Here is an 18,307-nt window from a genome sequence, read left to right as displayed (position 1 = left end):
ATCACCCTATCAGGCAACGTTATATTCTTATTCCGCATCTTTTCAGCATATCGAGGTACTTGCCCTGTTTCACAAATTGCGCCAGAGAAACAGGGTTCAGGGGCGGACAGAGCAAATACCCCTGTATTGCCTGACACTCATATGATCGCAGGTATCTCAGTTGTTCCCTTGTCTCCACTCCCTCTGCGATAACATTAAGGTTCAGATTAATTGCCAGTCCGATAATCGCCTTTGTGATAGCCTGGTCATCAGGGTTGGTGGCGATATCCTGAATGAATGAACGGTCGATCTTCAATGTGGATATCGGGAAGCGTTTCAGATAGTTCAGAGAGGAATACCCCGTACCGAAGTCATCAAGGGATATCCGGATTCCCATCGACTGCAGGGCATGCAGCTTTTTCACCGTATCCTCAGAGTGCTGCATGATGATGCTCTCGGTAAGTTCCAGCTGAAGATGTGCCGGATCAAGCCCTGTTTCCCTGAGGGTCTGGGAGACGCTTTCGATGAAGTTGCCCTGTCTGAACTGTATGCCGGAAACATTCACTGTCATGCGGAGCGGTTTCATTCCCGCTTTCTGCCAGGCAAGGCTCTGACTGCACGCATTCCGGAGTATCCACTGGCCTATCGGGATGATCAGGCCCGACTCCTCGGCCAATGGGATAAACTCGGAAGGCTTAATGAGGATCAAATCCGGCTGCAGCCATCGTATCAGCGCCTCCACACCGATTATTGCGCCGGTAACAATGTCAATCTGCGGCTGATAAAACAGCATGAGCTCATTATGGTCGACCGCTTTCCGCAATTTGTTCTCTGTGGTAAACCGCTTCACCGAGAAGGCATTGAGTGATTCGGAATAGTACTGGAAATTGTTTCTCCCGTGGTCCTTTGCCTGATACATCGCCATATCCGCGTTTTTCAGGAGAGTGTTTATGTCTTTTCCGTCGAAGGGATATACCGCGATGCCTATGCTGACAGATATGAAAATTTCCTGTCCTTCGACAATAAAAGGCTCCGTAACCATATGCAATATACGGTTTGCAACTCTTGCCGCATCCTGGATATGCGTGATTTCGGTAAGCAGAATCGTAAACTCATCTCCTCCGAGACGCGCAATCAGGGATTCGGATTCGCTAGCTGCAATGCGCGAGATGCTGTCCGTCTGCCGTACGTAGGGCGCCAGTCTGTCGGCAAAGCTCTGCAGCAACAGGTCTCCGGCAGCATATCCGACCGCTTCGTTAATCCTCTTGAAGTTATCGATATCAAGCAGCAGGACAGCCACAACACCGTTTCTGCGTTCAGCGAATGCGATTGCCTGTTCCAGGCGGTCCTGAAACAGGTACCTGTTCGGAAGGTTCGTCAGACTGTCGTGATATTCAAGATATCTGACCTGATTTTCCGCTCTCTTGTACTCGGTCATATTGCGTACCACGACCGTTACCTTGCCCTGCCCGCTGAGAAAAAAGCGCGTCTCATAATGGTACTTTTCTGTGTTTATGAGAAGCTGGTAATTAAAAATATGCTGATTGCCCGACTGAAGCGCTTTTTCCCTGAACCGCATGATCGGGTTCGCCACCTGTGAGGGCATGATATCATGGAGTGTCCTGCCGACCAGATCGCCGGTAGGCGCAAGAAGTTCGCTATCCCTTTTTCCCTGGAACTCGAGGACCCTCCCGTCCTGGCTGATCACAAACACGAGGTCAGCCATATGGCTCAGGCTTTCGACTCTTATCCTGAAGTCATCATTGTCTTCAGAAACTGTTCTTGCCGGATCCTTCATGGATGCTTTACCGGGATAATGCCAGATGCATTGACCTCACGAAATTGTTGATAAGGAAGGGGTTAAACAACCCCTCATCTTTTGTCCTCATTAAGTAAAGCGCCTCATCCATTTCTATCGTGCGGCCGTCAGGTTTCGCGCTCATTAATGTATCAAAATAATCTGCAATGGCGGTCATCTGGCTGCAGAGGTGCTGCTTCATCCCCTGCGTTTTACACTGCGGATATCCCCGGCCATCATACCTGAGATGATGTTCGAAAGCCACGATGGGTGCAAGGCGTGTCAGGCCGTCTGTCTTTGCAAGATACTGTGCCCCATATACCGTATGCAGTTCTATTGCGTTCTCCTCAATGCCTGTGTCAGCTTTGGCCTGACCTTCTTTTTCCTTCTGCATCAGTAATTTGCCCACATCATGAAGTAATGCGGCAAGTCCGATGTCATGGACGAACTCCTCCCTGATGCCGATAGCCTGCGCCTGGAACATGGTCAGCACAGAGACGTTTGCAGAATGCGCGGCATGATATTCACTCATGGACCTGACCGGGCTCAGGAGATGAAGAATCCCCATGTCTTTTTGCAGCGCCAGTACAAACTGGACCACAATTTCTTCAAAGCCCGCAATATTCAGCTGCCTGAAAGGAGAGACCGCGTGATATTGTCCCTGCACTTTTTCAATCTGGCCCGATACCATATCCGATGATCTGTCCGCAGAGAAATCACCCGATACATGGGATCTGTCAAAATCAATATCAACAACTCCCACCTGTATATGTTGCAGGGACTTCAGTCCTTTTTCCGCGGAAGCAATATTGGCGACAAGCTGTCTCAGTTCTGACAGGGAAACACCTTTCAGGAAATCGATGCGGGTTACCCCTTTGCGTTTCAGCCTCTTCATGAGATTTTTCCCCTGAAGTCCCACCTCTCTCAAAGGGGATCTGTTTACAACAAGCTCGTCCTCAAGGATCATTATTTCAAGATGTCCCGTCCCCTGGAGGTATGCACTCAGCAGAGAGAAGGCCTTCTCGGAAAGTTCAAGGACCGATGCATGATGCCTTGAGTAAAGCAGACAGTTTGATACCGCGGACATCAATATCACAATGAATGCCTTTACCGTATCCACAGATTCAGCCTTCCCTGTCCAGCAGTCTTGATTCTGTCCTTATCACGTCGTTTTTTGACTCCAGCCCGGCTTTTATCAGATCCTGCACCGCTTCATACGGATAGTTCTTCAGTGTTTTGTAAATCTCCTCTTTCAGCCGTTCTGTGTTCCCTTTAAAAAAGAGGCTCCTGCTCGAGAGCAAATTCCGCAAGGCAGCCACTGCCTGGGGATCGCCTATTTCCCCCAGTGCCTTCACGATGGGAATCTTTTCGGAGAAATCAGCGCCGGTCATTTCCGTTTTGTTGAGCAGCACTATCAAATCTCCCACCAGTTCCTTTACCTTAAAGGAACCAGCAAGCATAACCGCCTGCTCAAACTTTTCTTTTTCTTGTGAGTCCAGGTATTCCCTGAGTTTTTCTACAGGGTACCTGTCTCCGGCATTAATGAGGTATTTCATTGCCGCAAGACTTACCTTGGGATTCTCATGCCGGCAGTAGGGCCGTATATGTTCAGCCAATGAATGGTTGTCTATTTCAGTCAGGATATAGAGCATATTCCTTTTCACAAACCATTTCTCGTCATCTAGCCGTTTTAATGCCTCGGGTATCAATTTGTCTCCAAACTGCTTAAGAAGCTCCATCAAAAATCTCCTGACAACAGGAGAGTCTTCATCTGTGAGGGCGTCCATGATGTACGGTATGATTTTTTTATCATAATACTCGCAGATCATCGACACTTCCTTTCTCTTCTGCCGGCCGAGAATCCTGAATGAATCGATCAATGTGGCGAAGAATTCTGCAGAGTGAAAATACCGGAGAGCCCCTGCACTGATATCAGGAAACCTGTACAGCGCCTTGTTTATTTCGAGAATCCTGAGCATGTCAAGAATATGCGTATATTCTCCGATCCACAGCAGTTGTGCACTCTGCTCTTTAATGATATTGGTACATGCGCGATAGTCTTCTTCCGAGGCTTTTTCGGAAAACAACAATTCAAGGATAATCTGATTGAATTTCTTCTCAACAATGTCATCATAAAACTCTGTTTCAAATTCAAGGAGTTGAGAGGATTTTAACCCGGATGCATCAATCTTAAGCAGTTTCTGTACGTCCTGCTGGTAGGTATCCGAAAGCGAGGGATCGAAGTTGCCATTCTCGAGCATCACAGTGCTGTCGCCTGGCAGCACAACGTCATCTATCATCATGCCTTCCTTCAGACGGATTATTTGGGTATGCATTCTTTGTTTTTCGGATAACGAATCCATAATGTTCCGGAGCGCAGGAGGAACAGAGATTTTCTGTGTGTTGACAGCATCAAGAAATCCCCTGATATCCTCCAGTGACACCTCTTTCAGCATCTGATAGGCTGACGCAGTATCCCGGGAGAAAGTTCTTACCGCGGAACTGAGAAATTGCTGTTTCAGATCAGGCTTTAATTCCCGGATAAACTCCATCATTTTCTTCAGTTCCTGGCCGTGGAAACGCTGATGGGTTGAACTTCTCATATAGGCTGTGATCACCCCGTCATAGGTGTCTTGCTTTAAATCCTCAGATAAATATTCGTTTACAAGTATTCCCAAGTCTCCCGGAGGAATTTCCCGAACCGCATGTGACAGTTCGCTGCCCTTCAGTGCGCCAGAACGCAACCCGTAAATATAACGCTCCCAGAGCGGCGCCTCTTTCGTGCTCATGGCCGTTTGACTTTGACTTTTCCTGAAGGCAAATGAGCCGAAATCAATAAAACTGACCTGAATATTGCGCAGGTTGAACCTTTTGAGAGCGTTTCTCAGGCTATCAATAGTCAGGTCCTCCGGTTTTTGCACAATAAAACTCTGGAAACTGTAGAGTTCATCTTTTGATACGCCTTTATTGAATGTTACGGACGCAATATTCATCTTGCTGAGATGCACGGCAAATTCCGTGAATACCGGGTTCTTCTTTTCGAGGTGAAATTCGTCTATGATAATGGTGTCTTTCGCAATGGAAAGGGTAATTTCCGGCCTGAGGGCAAAAAGCTGCCGCAAAAAATCAAACGCCTGGGTCAGGGATCGCTCCACCGAGGGGTGATTTTTCGGATAGATCGCCACATTCCTGCGTGAAATATTCAGCTCGATGATGACATAACTCAGAAGCCTTGCATCGAGCGGGAGGTTGCTGTTGGCATCGGCCATTGTTCAGATCTCCTGATATTGCGAATAAAGAAAGCCTGCAACCGGTTGTGCATCTGCGGACGGAATCCATGGCCTGTTTACGCAAATCATCTGATGGCTATCAGTGACCATATTCATACCATCCGCTGCTTCTCTATTCTCATTCTAATAGAAACCCCCCTGTTTTTGAACCCTACTCCGGTAGGATTGACCATACCGTCCCTATATATTTTAATAATTATAAGAGACATGGAGACAGGTTATTGTCTGACATGCGTGAGTGAAGAAATGGTAAAAACAGAAGGACAACAGATCAGATGATTGTGACTGCTTCCATAATACTCGCTGCCGGGATTCTTCTGTTTGTTCTGGTCCGGCATTTTCAAAAGGAGAGCAACCGGCAAAAGCATGCTGATGGTCAGGACTCTGCAGACCAGGGCAAGACATTGTTCAGAGACCAGCATATCCAGAAGCTGACCGTGCAAATAAACAAACTGGCCGCACTGAACAACCGCTACCTTACATTTATGCTGAAAGTCCCCGCGATCGTGCAGCGTTTGCATTCAACCATGAAATTGGATGGCATTGTGCTCTCGATCATAGACATGGTAAACGACGTCCTCACAACCGACAAAGTGGAAATCTATCTTTTCGACGACTCTGCAAATCTCCTCAGGAAATACTCTGCCAATGGAAGTACGCAGCAGGAGGAGACTTCCTGTGCCCTTGGAGAAGGTATCATCGGTGCTGCGGCAAAACACCGGTTTCTCATGGTTACAGAACATTTTTCCAGGAATCATCCTTCACTAACTCCCGGCAAGGAACAGCAACTTTCGATGGCAATGCCGATCCTCTTTAAAGACAGCCTTCTGGGTGTCATAGGCATTGGCAGGATAGAAAGCCCCTCCGGCAATGAGGGCGATTTGCTGAGAATGATCGCGGACATAGCGGGTGTTGCCCTTATCAACCAGACCGCCCTGAATGAAGCCCAGCACAAGGCTAATACAGATCCGCTGACCGGCCTGAACAACCGGAATTACCTTTTCAAAATGGCACAGCATTACATTGAAAAATCAGTCAGGGAGAGAACTGTTCTCTCGGTATTCCTTTTTGATATCGACAATTTCAAGCACTATAATGATACAAATGGTCATGGTGCGGGCGACCAGCTGCTCAGGGAACTGAGCCAGCTGATCCGGGATGCTACACGGAGACAGTCCATTATCGCACGCTACGGCGGCGAGGAGTTTATCGTCATGCTTCCCGAAATTTCGAGGGAAGACGCCCTGCAGTATGCAGAACGGCTCAGGGAAACAATAGCGCACCATGATTTTGCATACAGGGCAAAGCAGCCTTTGGGATTCGTTTCCATTAGCGGAGGCGTTGCGTGCTTCCCGCAGGACGGTGATACCATACATAAAGTCATTGAACATGCTGATATCGCGCTGTACAGGGCGAAATCAATGGGAAGAAACAGGATTTTGCTGTATGAACCGGCTTCTCCCGAAGAAAAAGCCATTGGGACTTTCATGAAGGCCGGCCCGTCTTTCCCCTCAAAGAAATAACTCTTCCGGCTTCCGGATATCAGCTTGCCCTCAATGACTCCACAATATTCATTCGCGATGCTCTTACTGCAGGGAGCACGCCGCCCGTGAAACCCATTGCAAGCGCAAAAGCCATGGCTTTGTACATAATACCGAAGGTCAGCGAGAATGAGAACGCAAGCTCAGAAAACGTCTGAAAATTCATGGTCGAAATCGTATACAGCTGCAAAAACGAAGCAAAAAACAGTCCGACGACCCCTCCGATGAACCCGAGGAACAGGGACTCGACAATAAACGCTGCAAGAATGCTTCTTCTGGAAAACCCGATCGCCCGCATGGTACCGATTTCTGCGGTTCTGTTGGCAACCGCCGCATACATAGTGATCATTGCACCGATAACCGCACCGAGAGAAAATATTACTGTGAGGGTAATGCCGAGAATCCTCAGAAATTTGGCCATCATCTCGGACTGTTTTTCATAGTATCTCGTCTCACGCAGTGCCTCAATGGTAAGCTGCGGGTCATTGTCGAGCCTTTGCTTTACCCGATCAAAATCGGCAGGATTGCTGAGCCTGAATATCACGGAAGAAAATACCGGACGCCTGAAGGACTGCATGAGCTGATTCACATCCCCCCATATCTCGGAATTGAAGCCGGTATTCCCTGCATCGAAAATCCCGACAACCGTCCAGTCTCTCATGCCAAAACGAAGAGACTCCCCGATGCCTCCGCCCTCAAACCGCTTTGCAATGCTCAGCCCTGTTATGATTTCCGATGAGCCCGGTTTTGGCATACGACCCCTCATGAGTCTGACCTGCGGCCGCAACCCCATCGACTTTTCTTCAATCCCTCTGATGACAATGTTTGAGGGGTTATCAGTACCTCGCTTGGGAAGCGCGATCAGCACCACCAGTTCCTTTGCGACAAGCCTTTTCCCGTCCTCGTCCATCGCAATCTCCGGCTGGGTCTCCACAATAGATGCCTGAAGCCTTTCGACCCCGCTCTGGACTTCGGATTCGGCTGCTTTTCTGATAATCACAACGTTATCATACGATCCTGTCTGAACCAGGGTTTTCTGCAGCCCTTCGGCAAGCATCAGGACTGCTGCAAAGACAAATACCACTAACGCCATGCCGGATACCGTCAATACCGTGGTAAGTCTGCGTGCCCAGAGATTCCGTATGCTGTAGGAGAAAGGAATCTTCATCCTTTTCGCTCCGTCTCTGTTGTCTTGTCCTTCATCCCCTGTTCTTTTCCTACCCTATTCTTCTCAGTCCGTCCGCTATCCGGATATTGACTGCCCTCCATGTCGGCAATACCGCTGCGACGAGCGCAACAAGGACAGAGGCAGCGAGCTGAAGATAGATTGTCTCTGTCTCAACAATGAATACAGGGAAAAAATTGCTGAGCTGCCTGGCAAAAATCCCCGCAACCGGAAACGTCAGCGCAATGCCCAGGCAGGCCCCTGTCATGGTTATGGCGATCGACTCCCCGAATATCAGTCCGGAAATGTGAAACGCGCCAAACCCGAGCGTCTTGAATACCGCGTACTCACCGATACGCTCCCTGGCTGTCATCGCCATGGTATTTGCGACAACCGCCATGATTATGAAGATGATTACAAAAGAAACGAGCTGTATGGCGATAACGATCGCCTCAGTCATCGATATGAAGCTCAGCTGAAACGCTTTTTCAGTCTCTGTCAATGTCTCTGCAAGGGAGTTCCTGAACATTGTATCAATCCTTGCGGAAACTTCAGCAGACTGTCTGGGATTGGAAATCTCTACCATATACCAGCCTACTTGGTCAGCACGGCCCGGTGCGGTCTGCTTCAATGTCTCGTTCAGGTAATCCCAATGGAAGAAAAACGCGGTTTCGTCGACAGTCTCATCCCTCCCCTGATAAATCGCCTTTAGATTGAAATCCCAGTTTCCGGGGAATATCGTGCCCCTGAGTGTTACCATGTCCCCTATCTTCCATCCGAAACGCTTTGCGAGTTTTTGTCCTGCAACTGCCGCCTTGCGGTCACGGAGCACGTCGGCCATCTGATCGTGCGGCACGATGATCTCAGGGTACATGGCAAGATAGGTCTTTGGTTCTACCGCATAGTTCGCAAAGAAATTCTTCTCATCGATATAGATTCCTCCGAACCACGTGCCATAGGAGACTGCTTTCACCCCCTCGATCTGGCGGACCTTCTCCTTATAGGAAAGAGGCAGGGGGAAGATGAGGGATATGGCATTTCTTGTCACGAGCCTGCTGGCAGATGAGGCTTCAACACCGGCATACCACGCGCTTATCACCGTCCGCAGGAGACCGAATGAAAGAATCGCGATGGTTACACCAAGCACAGTCAGAGACGTCCGGAGCTTGTGACGGAAGGAGTTCTTAAGGATGAGTTTCAGAATGTGCATTCAGAATACCCTTATCAAGATGCTTGAGCACATGTGCCTTTTCTGCTGCACGGGGATCGTGGGTAACCATGATGATTGTCTTGCCGAGTTCATGGACAAGCCGCTCCATAAGCTCAAGCACGTCATTTGCGGACACACGATCGAGATCTCCGGTAGGTTCGTCCGCGACCAGTATGGCGGGGTCTGTTACTACCGCACGCGCGATGGCAACGCGCTGCTGCTGTCCGCCTGACAGCTGGCCCGGGTAATGGTCCATGCGGTCAGACAGGTTGACAACCTGAAGTGCGGTTGCGACATGAGACTGCCTTTCCTGCTTCGAGAGTCCGGTCAGGAGCAATGGCAGTTCAACATTTTCGAACGCGGTGAGCACCGGGATCAGGTTGTAGAACTGAAAAATAAACCCTACATTCAGTGCTCTCCAGCGGGCAAGCGCCGTCTCTGAAAGGTGTGTGATATCAATGCCGCCGACTGTAATGGAGCCGCTGTCCGGCCTGTCAATGCCTGCGATAAGGTTCAGGAGCGTCGTTTTGCCGGAGCCGGACGGTCCCATGAGGGCCATGAACTCCCCTTCATCAATAATCAGGGATATGTTGTTCAATACCGGAAGGATCTGATTGCCGCGGCGGTAAGACTTGGAGAGGTTTGTTATTGCAACGATGGGCTTCCCGGACATCAGTGCTCGGCAACCTTTATTCGCAGACCGTTCTTCATTTTCTCGAGCGGTTTGAGCACAACCCTGTCACCTGCCTTAATTCCGCCCAGAATCTCGATCATGTCGTGCATTTCCCTCCCTGTTGTGATGACTGTTTCCGATGCCCTGTGTTCACGGATCAGGAATACCACATCCCCGCCTTTACGTTTTACCACCGCCGCTTTGCTCAGAGCGGTCAGAGGCTCCCTTTCGTCATCCGTAATCTCCCGTGAAAGGAACGCAACCTTCGCGCTCATTTCAGGCAATACACGGCTGTCCTTATCGACAAAACGCACTTTCACCAGTATCGTTGCCTTGGTCCTGTCAGCCGTAGGGACGATCATATGCACCTCGCCCCTGAACCGGGCATCAGGAAGCGCATCAAGCTGTATTTCGCACGGCTGCCCTGTCCTGACCATGTGAAGGTTGGACTCTGACACATCAACCTCGACCAGAAGGGATTCCATGTCGGCAATGGTCACTACCGCTGCTTTGGCATCAGCCGCAGCACCAATGGGGGTGACAATATCCCCGATGTCCGCATTTTTTGTAAGTACCACCGCATCGAACGGAGCCCGTATCATTGTATACTCAAGTGCAACACGGGCGCTCTGGAGGCTGGCACTGCCTGCCTTCACACCCGCCTCTGCTGCGGCAACCGCAGCAACAGCCTTCCTGTACCGTGCTTCAGAGGAGTCGAATTCTGCCTGTGAAACATACCCCTTGTCTATGAGGCTCCTGTTTCTCTCGAACTGGACCCTTGCGTCATTCAGTTCTGCCCTCGACTGCTCCAGACCATACCGTGCAGCATTCAGATTCGCCTCTGCCTGATTCAATGCAGCCCTGACATCCTCGTTTTCAAGACGGGCGATTATCTCGCCCTTTTTTACCCTGTTCCCCTCCTCCACCGCGAGAGAAATGAGGCGTGCGGTCACCTTGGAGGCAACGGCAGCCTTGCGCTGCGCCACCACGTATCCGCTTGCATTCAGAAGGGTAAATGTCTGTGACGGATAGATCTGCGTCACATTTGCGGGCTCCACTTCCACGGCAGGCGTAAACACTCCGGCCGCAAAAAGAACGATCACCAGTACCGCAATGACAATTCCAATTGTCCAGTAGACCGCCTTCCGCTTTCTCTGCGGCTGATATATTTCAGCAGTCTTGTCGATTTTCAGCTGTGACAGGTCTTCGTTCGGCATCAGAATACACTCCTCGTGCATATGAAGACAGGATTCCCGAAATTTGCCTCTGCGTTGCCGCATACGGCCAGTTCAGGATCCTGCTTGTTCTGTGATTTATAAAATGTGCCTGTACCTATTATAATACTTTGTTTGTGGTGATTCCTGAGTTTATGCGCATATATGAAAATAAACCTTCTTAGATTCATTCCGCTGACCGCGGTAATTGTGCTGTGGATCCTCATTTGCCCCGCGTACTCGGGAGGTTCCGATGCGTTAATGCATAACAAAGATGTCGCGGTGACCATATATCTCGACGACAGGGACGGCAATCATCTCATGTCCGCAGGAGGGGTTATTCTCGACTCTGAAGGAATCATCGCAACCGATTGCCTTATTATTGTCCAGTGGCTTAAAAGAACAGACAGCCGTGTTGATATCGAGCTTCACAGCGGCATTCATCTGCCGATTCAGGAACTGATTTCCTCAAGGTGTACGAACAATCTTGCACTGATCAGGGTTGAGGCAAAAGATCTTCCTTCTGCCAAACTCGCGCCGGACTTTCCGTTAAAGCCGGGAGACGATATTGTCCTGACACGCGGCCCGTCAGGAGGAGAGTCCGTGACTGAAAAAGGGACCGTGAAAAACATCATCAGAAAGGACAAACTATTCCAGATTTCCATTCCCGTCACACAGCAAAAAAGCGGCAGCCCTCTGTTCAATATGCAGGGAGAGGTCATAGGGGCAGCGGTCTTTATACCAAAAAAATTTCCCCACAATAACGGTGCGGTCTTTCTGAAAGACACTGCACGTGAACTCGAAAAACACAGATCCGCACAACGCAGGATTGTCAGTATCCCTCCGGTGCTTCCGGAAAAAAAAGAACCGGAAAAGATCTCCCGTGACCCGGTGGATTACTTCCTTCTCGGCTCCGGGTTTGAGAAAACAGGCAGGTATTTTCAGGCGATAGACGCATATTCCCAGGCATTGACCCTGAAGCCGGATTACCTGGAAGCATACCTGAATCTGGGACTGGTTTACTACAAACTCGGCCGGTACCCTGACGCGATCGGGATATACAAGAAAGTCCTCGACCTCAATCCGGATTCTTCCGAAACTTACAATAACCTCGGTACCATGTACCTTCTGGACAGCCAGTATCCCCAGGCGATTGACACCTTCAGAAAGCTGCTTGCCATAGAACCGGATAACCCTGTTGCGCACTTCAACCTCGGGATCACCCATTTTCTTTCAGGAGACACGGTAAGCGCATTTGGCGCATATCAGACACTCATGAAGCTTGACAGGGAAAAGGCAGACATCCTCCGGAACATCATCAACTGAGGAAGGGGCAGACCCGCTGCCTTAGGGCTTTATTTCTATCGGGGTACCGTTCGGGACAAGGTTCCAGATCTCCTCCATCTCCTTATTCGTCACTGCAATACATCCGTCAGTCCAGTCAGTCAGTCTGTGCAATTCGCCGACATCCTGCATTTTTTTGGGCAAACCGTGTATCATGATGTCTCCGCCCGGCATTGCGCCGAGCTGCTCGGCATTTGCCACATCAGCACCGTTCGGATACGAAATATGTATCGCCAGATGGAATTTGCTGTCTGTTTTTCTTGAATCCAGAACATATTTTCCCTCAGGAGTTTTTTTGTCTCCGGACTTGGTTTTATGTCCGACAGGTTGCTGCCCCAGGGCAACCCGGTATGCCCTGACAATCTTACATTCTTTCATCAGCATCATGAGCCGTTTGCTCTTGATCACTACAACCTTGTCTGCCTTCTCGAACGTGGCATGTACCGCAAAGGGAAAACACAGGTCGAGACAGAGATATCCTGACAGGACAAAGAACACGATCCCTTTCAAAATCCTTTTCCGGATCATGTCAATTATACCCCTGCACTTCGGGTTTCTGTGCACTTATTTTCTGGCCCAGTTCCCGTCAGGACTCTGAATCCACCACCCCTGTTTGGCAGCATCACGCCTGATCGCAGCAAACTGCTCAACTGCCTGAGGCATGACCTGCTTCATATTCGCCTCATTTTCCGGCACCCTGTTGATTCTGATAATCGCTTTCGTCATACCCTTCATTACCGTCGTTCTGTCGGCATTCTCCATGTCCACGAGCTTTTTGTCATCAGGCGAAATGGTCCCTTCCCTGAGGACCAGAAGTCCGTTGTTTGCCTCACCCACAACCCCGCTTCCTCTTAGCCGGTCGATAGCATTGATTCTGGCACCCATTTCCCCGTAGGCATCAACCACGTCCGGCATTTTTTTTACGATTTCCGCTATCTTTTCGGAGAGGCCGGGTTCCTGCGCATACGCAGAACTGACGAATTCAAAACGTATGGAGCTTTCCGGTTTGCCTGCCGGTGTTGTTCCCTCTTTCTTGTCTGTTCCCATAAGTTCTTTTTCAAGCGCCTTATACGCTTCCTTGACATCTTTCTCCGGGAAGTAAATATTCACCGTAATGACTGCGCATGCCATCAGCGTGAAGAAAAGCACTCCTGAAAGAAACGTTATCTTGCGTTTCATGCCTCTATCCCTCCTTGAATAAATTCTTTGCATTATCCCTTCTTTTTCGCCCTCTGGGCTGCTTCTGTTATCGACCACATCAGATGGTCGATCGCAATCCTGTTGTTGAACGGCGCAACCTTCACAGAAAGGTCCTGGATGCCGAAGAAATTCCTGTTGGATATCTCGAGTTCCCTGAAAATTACAAACCCCTTCTGCAGATACAGGTTCATGATCCCTTTGCTGAACTTCCGGTCGCCAAGATACGCCTTAATGGACGGACCCCCGACCTCGCGCAAAAACTCCCTGCTGATTTTCGTCTTTTCATCATCAGTGCTGTATGTCCAGAAATCCGCCTTGCCTATCAGTTCAGCAATACCCCGACCGGAACCTTTCAGGCTTGCGATACCGTTTACCTTTCCGGATATGTATCCCTTAATCGGTTCCATGCTGTCACAGAGCCTGGTCAGGCTGAGGCCCTCCAGGAGAATTCCCGCCCTGTAGGTAATATCTTCCGTCATATCAATCACCGCAGAACCATTCAGTTTTCCTCCAAATATATTACCACTAAAATGACTGATATTCAAAAAACCGCCATCCTGTTTTATCCAGACTTCCACATTCTCAAGAAACCTGAATCCATAATTGACAGACCCTATCGTTATCCTGGTAAAGTCCTTGGAAGGTGTCGTGTGGGAGTAGTACTTTCTGAGGTTGCTGAATTCGGTCCGCTCGAATGAGGGCAGATGCAATCCCTTCTGTTGCTGAACGCCCCTGCTGTAGATAACCGGAATGATCCCGTTGACCGGACCTATGGAATACTCCCCGTTTTCCCCCTGAAGGACAACATCCTTACAGGCCAGATTTCCCGAGACGTTGAGGGTATCCCTGCCGTACCGGACTGAAAGATCCGGGGCAACAGATCCCTCGAGGCCCGTATAGAGCATGCTGTCCGGAAAGACATCCCAGAATGTCTCCCTGATGTCCGTCAAATACAGCTCCGGCAGCCTGATCCGGATCGCCGCCGTTCGTTCTTTCTTCATGACGCTTTGTACCGAACCGGACATGTCTGCCGTTATCTTTCCTGCGGCTGCACGAAGCCGGAAATCCGCATCCTCCCCTCTGAAGTCAATCTCACCCGATGCCATACCTTCCCTCAGGACATTTCTGTTTTTCTTATCAAGTACAAAAACTTTTTCTGCCTGCATTCCTGCCTTGCCTGTCAGAGACTCTGCAGAGCTGACCATCCCTTCAAAGCTGAACGTTTTGATATTTCCCGTGACGGAATATGGCACGCCGGATATTTTCGACGCTGCTTTTGACAGGTTCTCCATGTCGATATTCTCAGCGCTTGCCGTGATCTTTATCGGGAAAGGACCTTCTGCCATCTTTCCCTTTGCAGTCAGTTTCAGGTTGCCGCGGGGAACTTGCGCATCCGTGATATCAAGCGAAAATTCCCTGTCATTAAACCGTCCTTTTCCCCTGATGACGCCGGCTTGCGATCCGCCGTAGAATGCCTGCCTTACCGAAAATCCCACATCTCCGGAAAGCAGGGCGTTCCTTTTCGCCACCCGAAGGGAAAATGCAGCATCCCTGATGCCGGCATCCCTTACTGTCCATGCAGCATTGAACCTTTGCATGTCGACTGAGAGCGCACTGCGTGCTGTCTTCCCCGGCAGGCTGATCGTTGCATGCCCGGCAGAGACATTGAACCCCTCACCCTCAACCACGGTATCTGTCGCGGTAATGCTGTGTTCCCTGTAGGCAACAGTCGATCTGCCGTGTATCAGGGGGATTGTGTGCCCGCCAACCTGAACGCCCTTCATTGTTAACCTGCTTTTTCCTGCAATTGACCGGTGCCTGACAGTACTGTCCGCGTCAAAGGCAATGCTTTCTGCAGAAAGCATTTTCCCTTCTTTTGTATGTATCCGGACAGGAGAAATTTTCGCGGAAGATGTCATTGTCATGACATCGGGGGTGCCCCTGGCATGCAGGATGATATCCGTGTCCGCAGGGCTGCTGAGGAGATATCCGAATGCTTTCGAAAGCGTTGCACGCACCTGCGCCTTCACTGCCATTTCCCCCCCTGACAGGAATTCACACTCTGCATGTATGCCCGCGATATCTTCAGTCTTTGTGCTGAATGCACCATCCTTCAGACGGAGACTGCCTGCTACTTGCGGAAGTGCTTTTTTCAGGCTTCCCCTGACCCGCAGATTTTCGGAATGCACTATTCCGCGTATTTTCATGTCCTTCATGAAATTCAGCACTGACAGATCAAGATTGCTGATGTTCAGCACCGCATTGTAGGATACGTCCTGCTGCGTCTTCCTGATTTCTCCTTTGGCTGACGCAGCCGTCAGACCTCCTGCCCGGAGAGAAATATTTTCGATCGAGAGGGACTGGTCCGGAATGCTCAGGAAGGCTTGCATATTCACAAGAATCTCCTGCAGATCATCTCTGAGAAAAGAGAACTCCGCGTTCTTTATGCGCACGTCTGTTGAGAGATGAAACCCTTTCCCGGTATCGCCATCAGCGCTCAGGACAAAAATCACCTTTGCTTTGTTTGTATCGATGCCATGCGATTCAAAATAGTTCCCCAGCGCAGACAGGGAAAATCCCTGTGACGAAACAGAGATATTCAGTCTTTTTGGTTCATCCTTCAGATAGGCCCATCCGTCAATTTTGACCCTGCTCTCTCCCGTAAGAATGGTGGAGCCCCGGATAAGGGTCTTCCTGCCTTTCTCGGAAGAGAGGTCCCTTAGGGAAAGCCTTACATGATGGTTCCTGAATCTCTTATCCCCGTTGATATCAACAGTTCCGTCGATGATCGCAAACTCATCTATCTGGTACCGGATTGTCGGTTCTCTCGCGAAAAACTGCATAAGCTTCTCTGAAAGGTTCAGTCTTCCGTTTGCATCTCTCACTATTGCGAGTTCTGGGAAATGCACGGCAATGGTGTGGAAATGAAAACGCCCGCTGAAAAGAGCCCGGTATTTCATGCTGAGGAATATTCTTTCTATCCTGAGCAGTTGGCCCTGTGCAAAGCCTTTTGGGTTCTGCACGGTAATGTCATGAAGTGTTATCCCTGCGGAAGGACTGAATGACATGTCCCCGATATCAACCTTCTGCCCGATGAACACGGTTGACCGCGCAGATATCTTCGCGAGTAGTATCTTTTTCATCTCGAGATAGTACACGTATGAGAGGGTAACAAGAAGAAGCAGCAGTGCGAGCAATCCTGTAGAAATAATCCTCACGACACGCCTTGCAGTCGTTGTCATACTTTAATATTACACTAAATAAAACCGGGGAGTTCAACAGCAGCGTCTCCCAAAGGTTACGTACAGAAAAAAGCTTCTGCAATGCTGCGGTAACCCTCACGGATTTCGGGGGCAGGCATAGCATGCGCAGAGAAATCTCATCCTGAACATCGGAAACACCTGCAATAACATGAAAGCATGTATAATGAGAGATATCCTGGCTGTGTTTCCGGTAGAATATATGCACCGAAATCCTGAAAAAATGATTCCTTTTCCTGCTTTCCTTTTCATAGGATTAATTATCATGGCCTTGCTTCTGTTCGCCATGCTCAGGTACATGACGAATATGCCCGGAGATCCGTATGCGGGGACTCACCAATCCCTCTCTTCAGACGAAGAGTTCCTCAAAACTCAATTGGAGGAACATGTCTTCATATTGTCCTACACCATAGGTGAAAGGAACATCTGGCATTACGAGCGACTTGTCACTGCTGCAAATTATATTGAACGTGTATTCAGGAATCTGGGATATGACGTTGCAAAACAGGAATATCAGACAGAAAAAGTGCCCGTATGGAATATTGCTGCTGAAATACCCGGGAGTTCACGACCTGAAGAAATCATTCTTGTAGGTGCACACTATGACTCGGTAATAGGAAGCCCCGGCGCAAATGACAATGCCTCTGGTGTTGCAGCGCTCCTTGAGATGGCAAGGCTTATGAAAATGACAAATCCCTCCCGAACAATACGATTTGTGGCATTTGTGAATGAAGAGCCCCCGTTCTTCCATACCGGCGACATGGGAAGCCGCAGATATTCGTCTTTTGTTCGTGCCCGCAATGAAAATATCCTTGCGATGTTTTCCCTTGAAACAATAGGATGGTATTCAGACATGCAGGGAAGCCAAAAATATCCCTTCCCCCTCAGCTGGTTCTATCCTGCTACAGGAAACTTCCTTGCCTTCGTGGGCAACATTCCCTCCAGATCGCTGGTTCATCGCGCAATAGGTGTTTTCAGGGCAAAAACAGCTTTTCCGTCCGAAGGCATTTCGGCTCCGGGATGGATCACCGGAATAGACTGGTCAGATCACTGGTCGTTCTGGGAAGAAGGGTATCCTGCCGTCATGGTCACTGACACAGCCCTGTTTCGCTACGATTTCTACCATACTGCACAAGACACTTACGAAAAGCTTAATTACCGCTCCATGGCGCAGGCGGTGTGGGGAATCTCCAACGTTGTAAAGGATCTTTCCGGGTCCGACAGGCTTCACTGATATTGCCGAGGGTCTTCCCTGATTCCAGAATATTGAGATTCCGGTTAATGATATACTGTCTCTGAGTCATGTCCTTCCTCCTTTGGTCAAGATGTTTGGGTAAACTATCTTAACCGGAAGGCTTGACTCATGTGCTATCCTGAGTCTCTACCTGTCAACGCTCTGCCCCCGTGCAAATCAAGGGAAGCGCCTCTTTATGTGGCTGGATTTCATTTCATTGCTTTTTATACTCTTCCAATTCCTTCTTTAACTTGGCCATCTCGACCTTCATTTCGGAGTCATGTCAATAGGTGTGTAAAAAGCATTTAGGCGGCCATCCTTTCAAGCACCTTGGTTTCCTGCTTCAATACACCATCGACAAAAGTCCTTCCTTTATAAACATCAGCCAATAACCAGTAT

Annotated in this window: 13 protein-coding genes; 3 read left to right on the top strand and 10 right to left on the bottom strand. The window is 49.4% G+C overall.

Going from position 1 to position 18,307, the window contains the following annotated elements; translation table 11 throughout:
- Nucleotides 1-19: 19 nt before the first annotated feature.
- The 3 genes from AB1552_12640 to AB1552_12630 are packed head-to-tail and all read right to left on the bottom strand — an operon-like array spanning nt 20 to nt 5,046.
- The gene (locus tag AB1552_12640) at nt 20-1,777 is read right to left on the bottom strand and encodes an EAL domain-containing protein (protein MEW6054615.1); all 1,758 of its coding nucleotides are present in this window, start codon (nt 1,775-1,777) and stop codon (nt 20-22) included.
- Between the two features lie 7 nt (nt 1,778-1,784).
- Entirely contained in the window at nt 1,785-2,897 is a 1,113-nt protein-coding gene (locus AB1552_12635; GenBank protein MEW6054614.1) for an HD domain-containing phosphohydrolase, read from the bottom strand.
- Nucleotides 2,898-2,901: 4 nt separating this feature from the next.
- A complete protein-coding gene (locus tag AB1552_12630; GenBank protein MEW6054613.1) occupies nt 2,902-5,046 on the bottom strand; it encodes a hypothetical protein in 2,145 nt (714 codons plus the stop codon).
- Between the two features lie 296 nt (nt 5,047-5,342).
- On the opposite strand from AB1552_12630, the gene AB1552_12625 reads away from it, so the two are divergent.
- On the top strand, nt 5,343-6,590 hold the full coding sequence (locus tag AB1552_12625) for a sensor domain-containing diguanylate cyclase (GenBank protein MEW6054612.1): 1,248 nt from the start codon (nt 5,343-5,345) through the stop codon (nt 6,588-6,590).
- 19 nt (nt 6,591-6,609) lie between these two features.
- Here the strand turns inward: AB1552_12625 and AB1552_12620 are convergent, their stop codons facing one another.
- Genes AB1552_12620 through AB1552_12605 form a run of 4 tightly spaced genes read right to left on the bottom strand, consistent with a single transcriptional unit; the run spans nt 6,610 to nt 10,873 of the window.
- Nucleotides 6,610-7,776 carry an ABC transporter permease gene (locus AB1552_12620; GenBank protein MEW6054611.1) on the bottom strand — a complete coding sequence of 389 codons (1,167 nt, stop codon included), beginning with the start codon at nt 7,774-7,776 and terminating at the stop codon, nt 6,610-6,612.
- Nucleotides 7,777-7,825: 49 nt separating this feature from the next.
- Entirely contained in the window at nt 7,826-8,983 is a 1,158-nt protein-coding gene (locus AB1552_12615; protein ID MEW6054610.1) for an ABC transporter permease, read from the bottom strand.
- The gene (locus tag AB1552_12610) at nt 8,958-9,656 is read right to left on the bottom strand and encodes an ABC transporter ATP-binding protein (protein MEW6054609.1); all 699 of its coding nucleotides are present in this window, start codon (nt 9,654-9,656) and stop codon (nt 8,958-8,960) included. The genes AB1552_12615 and AB1552_12610 overlap by 26 nt, the downstream gene beginning before the upstream one ends.
- Nucleotides 9,656-10,873 carry an efflux RND transporter periplasmic adaptor subunit gene (locus tag AB1552_12605; GenBank protein MEW6054608.1) on the bottom strand — a complete coding sequence of 406 codons (1,218 nt, stop codon included), beginning with the start codon at nt 10,871-10,873 and terminating at the stop codon, nt 9,656-9,658. The genes AB1552_12610 and AB1552_12605 overlap by 1 nt, the downstream gene beginning before the upstream one ends.
- A gap of 258 nt (nt 10,874-11,131) precedes the next feature.
- On the opposite strand from AB1552_12605, the gene AB1552_12600 reads away from it, so the two are divergent.
- Nucleotides 11,132-12,196: a tetratricopeptide repeat-containing serine protease family protein gene (locus tag AB1552_12600; GenBank protein MEW6054607.1), complete on the top strand. Its 1,065-nt coding sequence runs from the start codon at nt 11,132-11,134 to the stop codon at nt 12,194-12,196.
- 21 nt (nt 12,197-12,217) lie between these two features.
- On the opposite strand, the gene AB1552_12595 is transcribed toward AB1552_12600, so the two are convergent.
- Genes AB1552_12595 through AB1552_12585 form a run of 3 tightly spaced genes read right to left on the bottom strand, consistent with a single transcriptional unit; the run spans nt 12,218 to nt 16,656 of the window.
- The gene (locus AB1552_12595) at nt 12,218-12,724 is read right to left on the bottom strand and encodes a L,D-transpeptidase family protein (protein MEW6054606.1); all 507 of its coding nucleotides are present in this window, start codon (nt 12,722-12,724) and stop codon (nt 12,218-12,220) included.
- 54 nt (nt 12,725-12,778) lie between these two features.
- Nucleotides 12,779-13,393: a DUF1318 domain-containing protein gene (locus AB1552_12590; protein ID MEW6054605.1), complete on the bottom strand. Its 615-nt coding sequence runs from the start codon at nt 13,391-13,393 to the stop codon at nt 12,779-12,781.
- A 32-nt stretch (nt 13,394-13,425) separates the two neighbouring features.
- Nucleotides 13,426-16,656, bottom strand: coding sequence for an AsmA family protein (locus AB1552_12585; protein ID MEW6054604.1), 3,231 nt, complete (start codon nt 16,654-16,656; stop codon nt 13,426-13,428).
- Nucleotides 16,657-16,939: 283 nt separating this feature from the next.
- Here AB1552_12585 and AB1552_12580 point away from each other — a divergent pair, with 283 nt between their 5' ends.
- Nucleotides 16,940-17,908: a M28 family peptidase gene (locus AB1552_12580; protein MEW6054603.1), complete on the top strand. Its 969-nt coding sequence runs from the start codon at nt 16,940-16,942 to the stop codon at nt 17,906-17,908.
- The last annotated feature ends 399 nt before the right edge of the window (nt 17,909-18,307 follow it).

It is taken from the genome of Nitrospirota bacterium (assembly GCA_040754395.1).
In the GTDB taxonomy this organism is placed as follows: domain Bacteria; phylum Nitrospirota; class Thermodesulfovibrionia; order Thermodesulfovibrionales; family SM23-35; genus JBFMCL01.
The sequence above is the reverse complement of the archived record's forward strand: the minus strand, read 5'-3'. Positions and strand labels throughout refer to the sequence as shown.

Excerpts from the sequence above, each read along its gene's own strand:
- AB1552_12640 (MEW6054615.1), bottom strand. The coding sequence starts at position 1,777 with ATGAAGGATCCGGCAAGAACAGTTTCTGAAGACAATGATGACTTCAGG.
- AB1552_12630 (MEW6054613.1), bottom strand. The coding sequence starts at position 5,046 with ATGGCCGATGCCAACAGCAACCTCCCGCTCGATGCAAGGCTTCTGAGT.
- AB1552_12625 (MEW6054612.1), top strand. The coding sequence starts at position 5,343 with ATGATTGTGACTGCTTCCATAATACTCGCTGCCGGGATTCTTCTGTTT.
- AB1552_12620 (MEW6054611.1), bottom strand. The coding sequence starts at position 7,776 with ATGAAGATTCCTTTCTCCTACAGCATACGGAATCTCTGGGCACGCAGA.
- AB1552_12615 (MEW6054610.1), bottom strand. The coding sequence starts at position 8,983 with ATGCACATTCTGAAACTCATCCTTAAGAACTCCTTCCGTCACAAGCTC.
- AB1552_12610 (MEW6054609.1), bottom strand. The coding sequence starts at position 9,656 with ATGTCCGGGAAGCCCATCGTTGCAATAACAAACCTCTCCAAGTCTTAC.
- AB1552_12605 (MEW6054608.1), bottom strand. The coding sequence starts at position 10,873 with ATGCCGAACGAAGACCTGTCACAGCTGAAAATCGACAAGACTGCTGAA.
- AB1552_12600 (MEW6054607.1), top strand. The coding sequence starts at position 11,132 with ATGCATAACAAAGATGTCGCGGTGACCATATATCTCGACGACAGGGAC.
- AB1552_12590 (MEW6054605.1), bottom strand. The coding sequence starts at position 13,393 with ATGAAACGCAAGATAACGTTTCTTTCAGGAGTGCTTTTCTTCACGCTG.
- AB1552_12585 (MEW6054604.1), bottom strand. The coding sequence starts at position 16,656 with ATGACAACGACTGCAAGGCGTGTCGTGAGGATTATTTCTACAGGATTG.
- AB1552_12580 (MEW6054603.1), top strand. The coding sequence starts at position 16,940 with ATGGCCTTGCTTCTGTTCGCCATGCTCAGGTACATGACGAATATGCCC.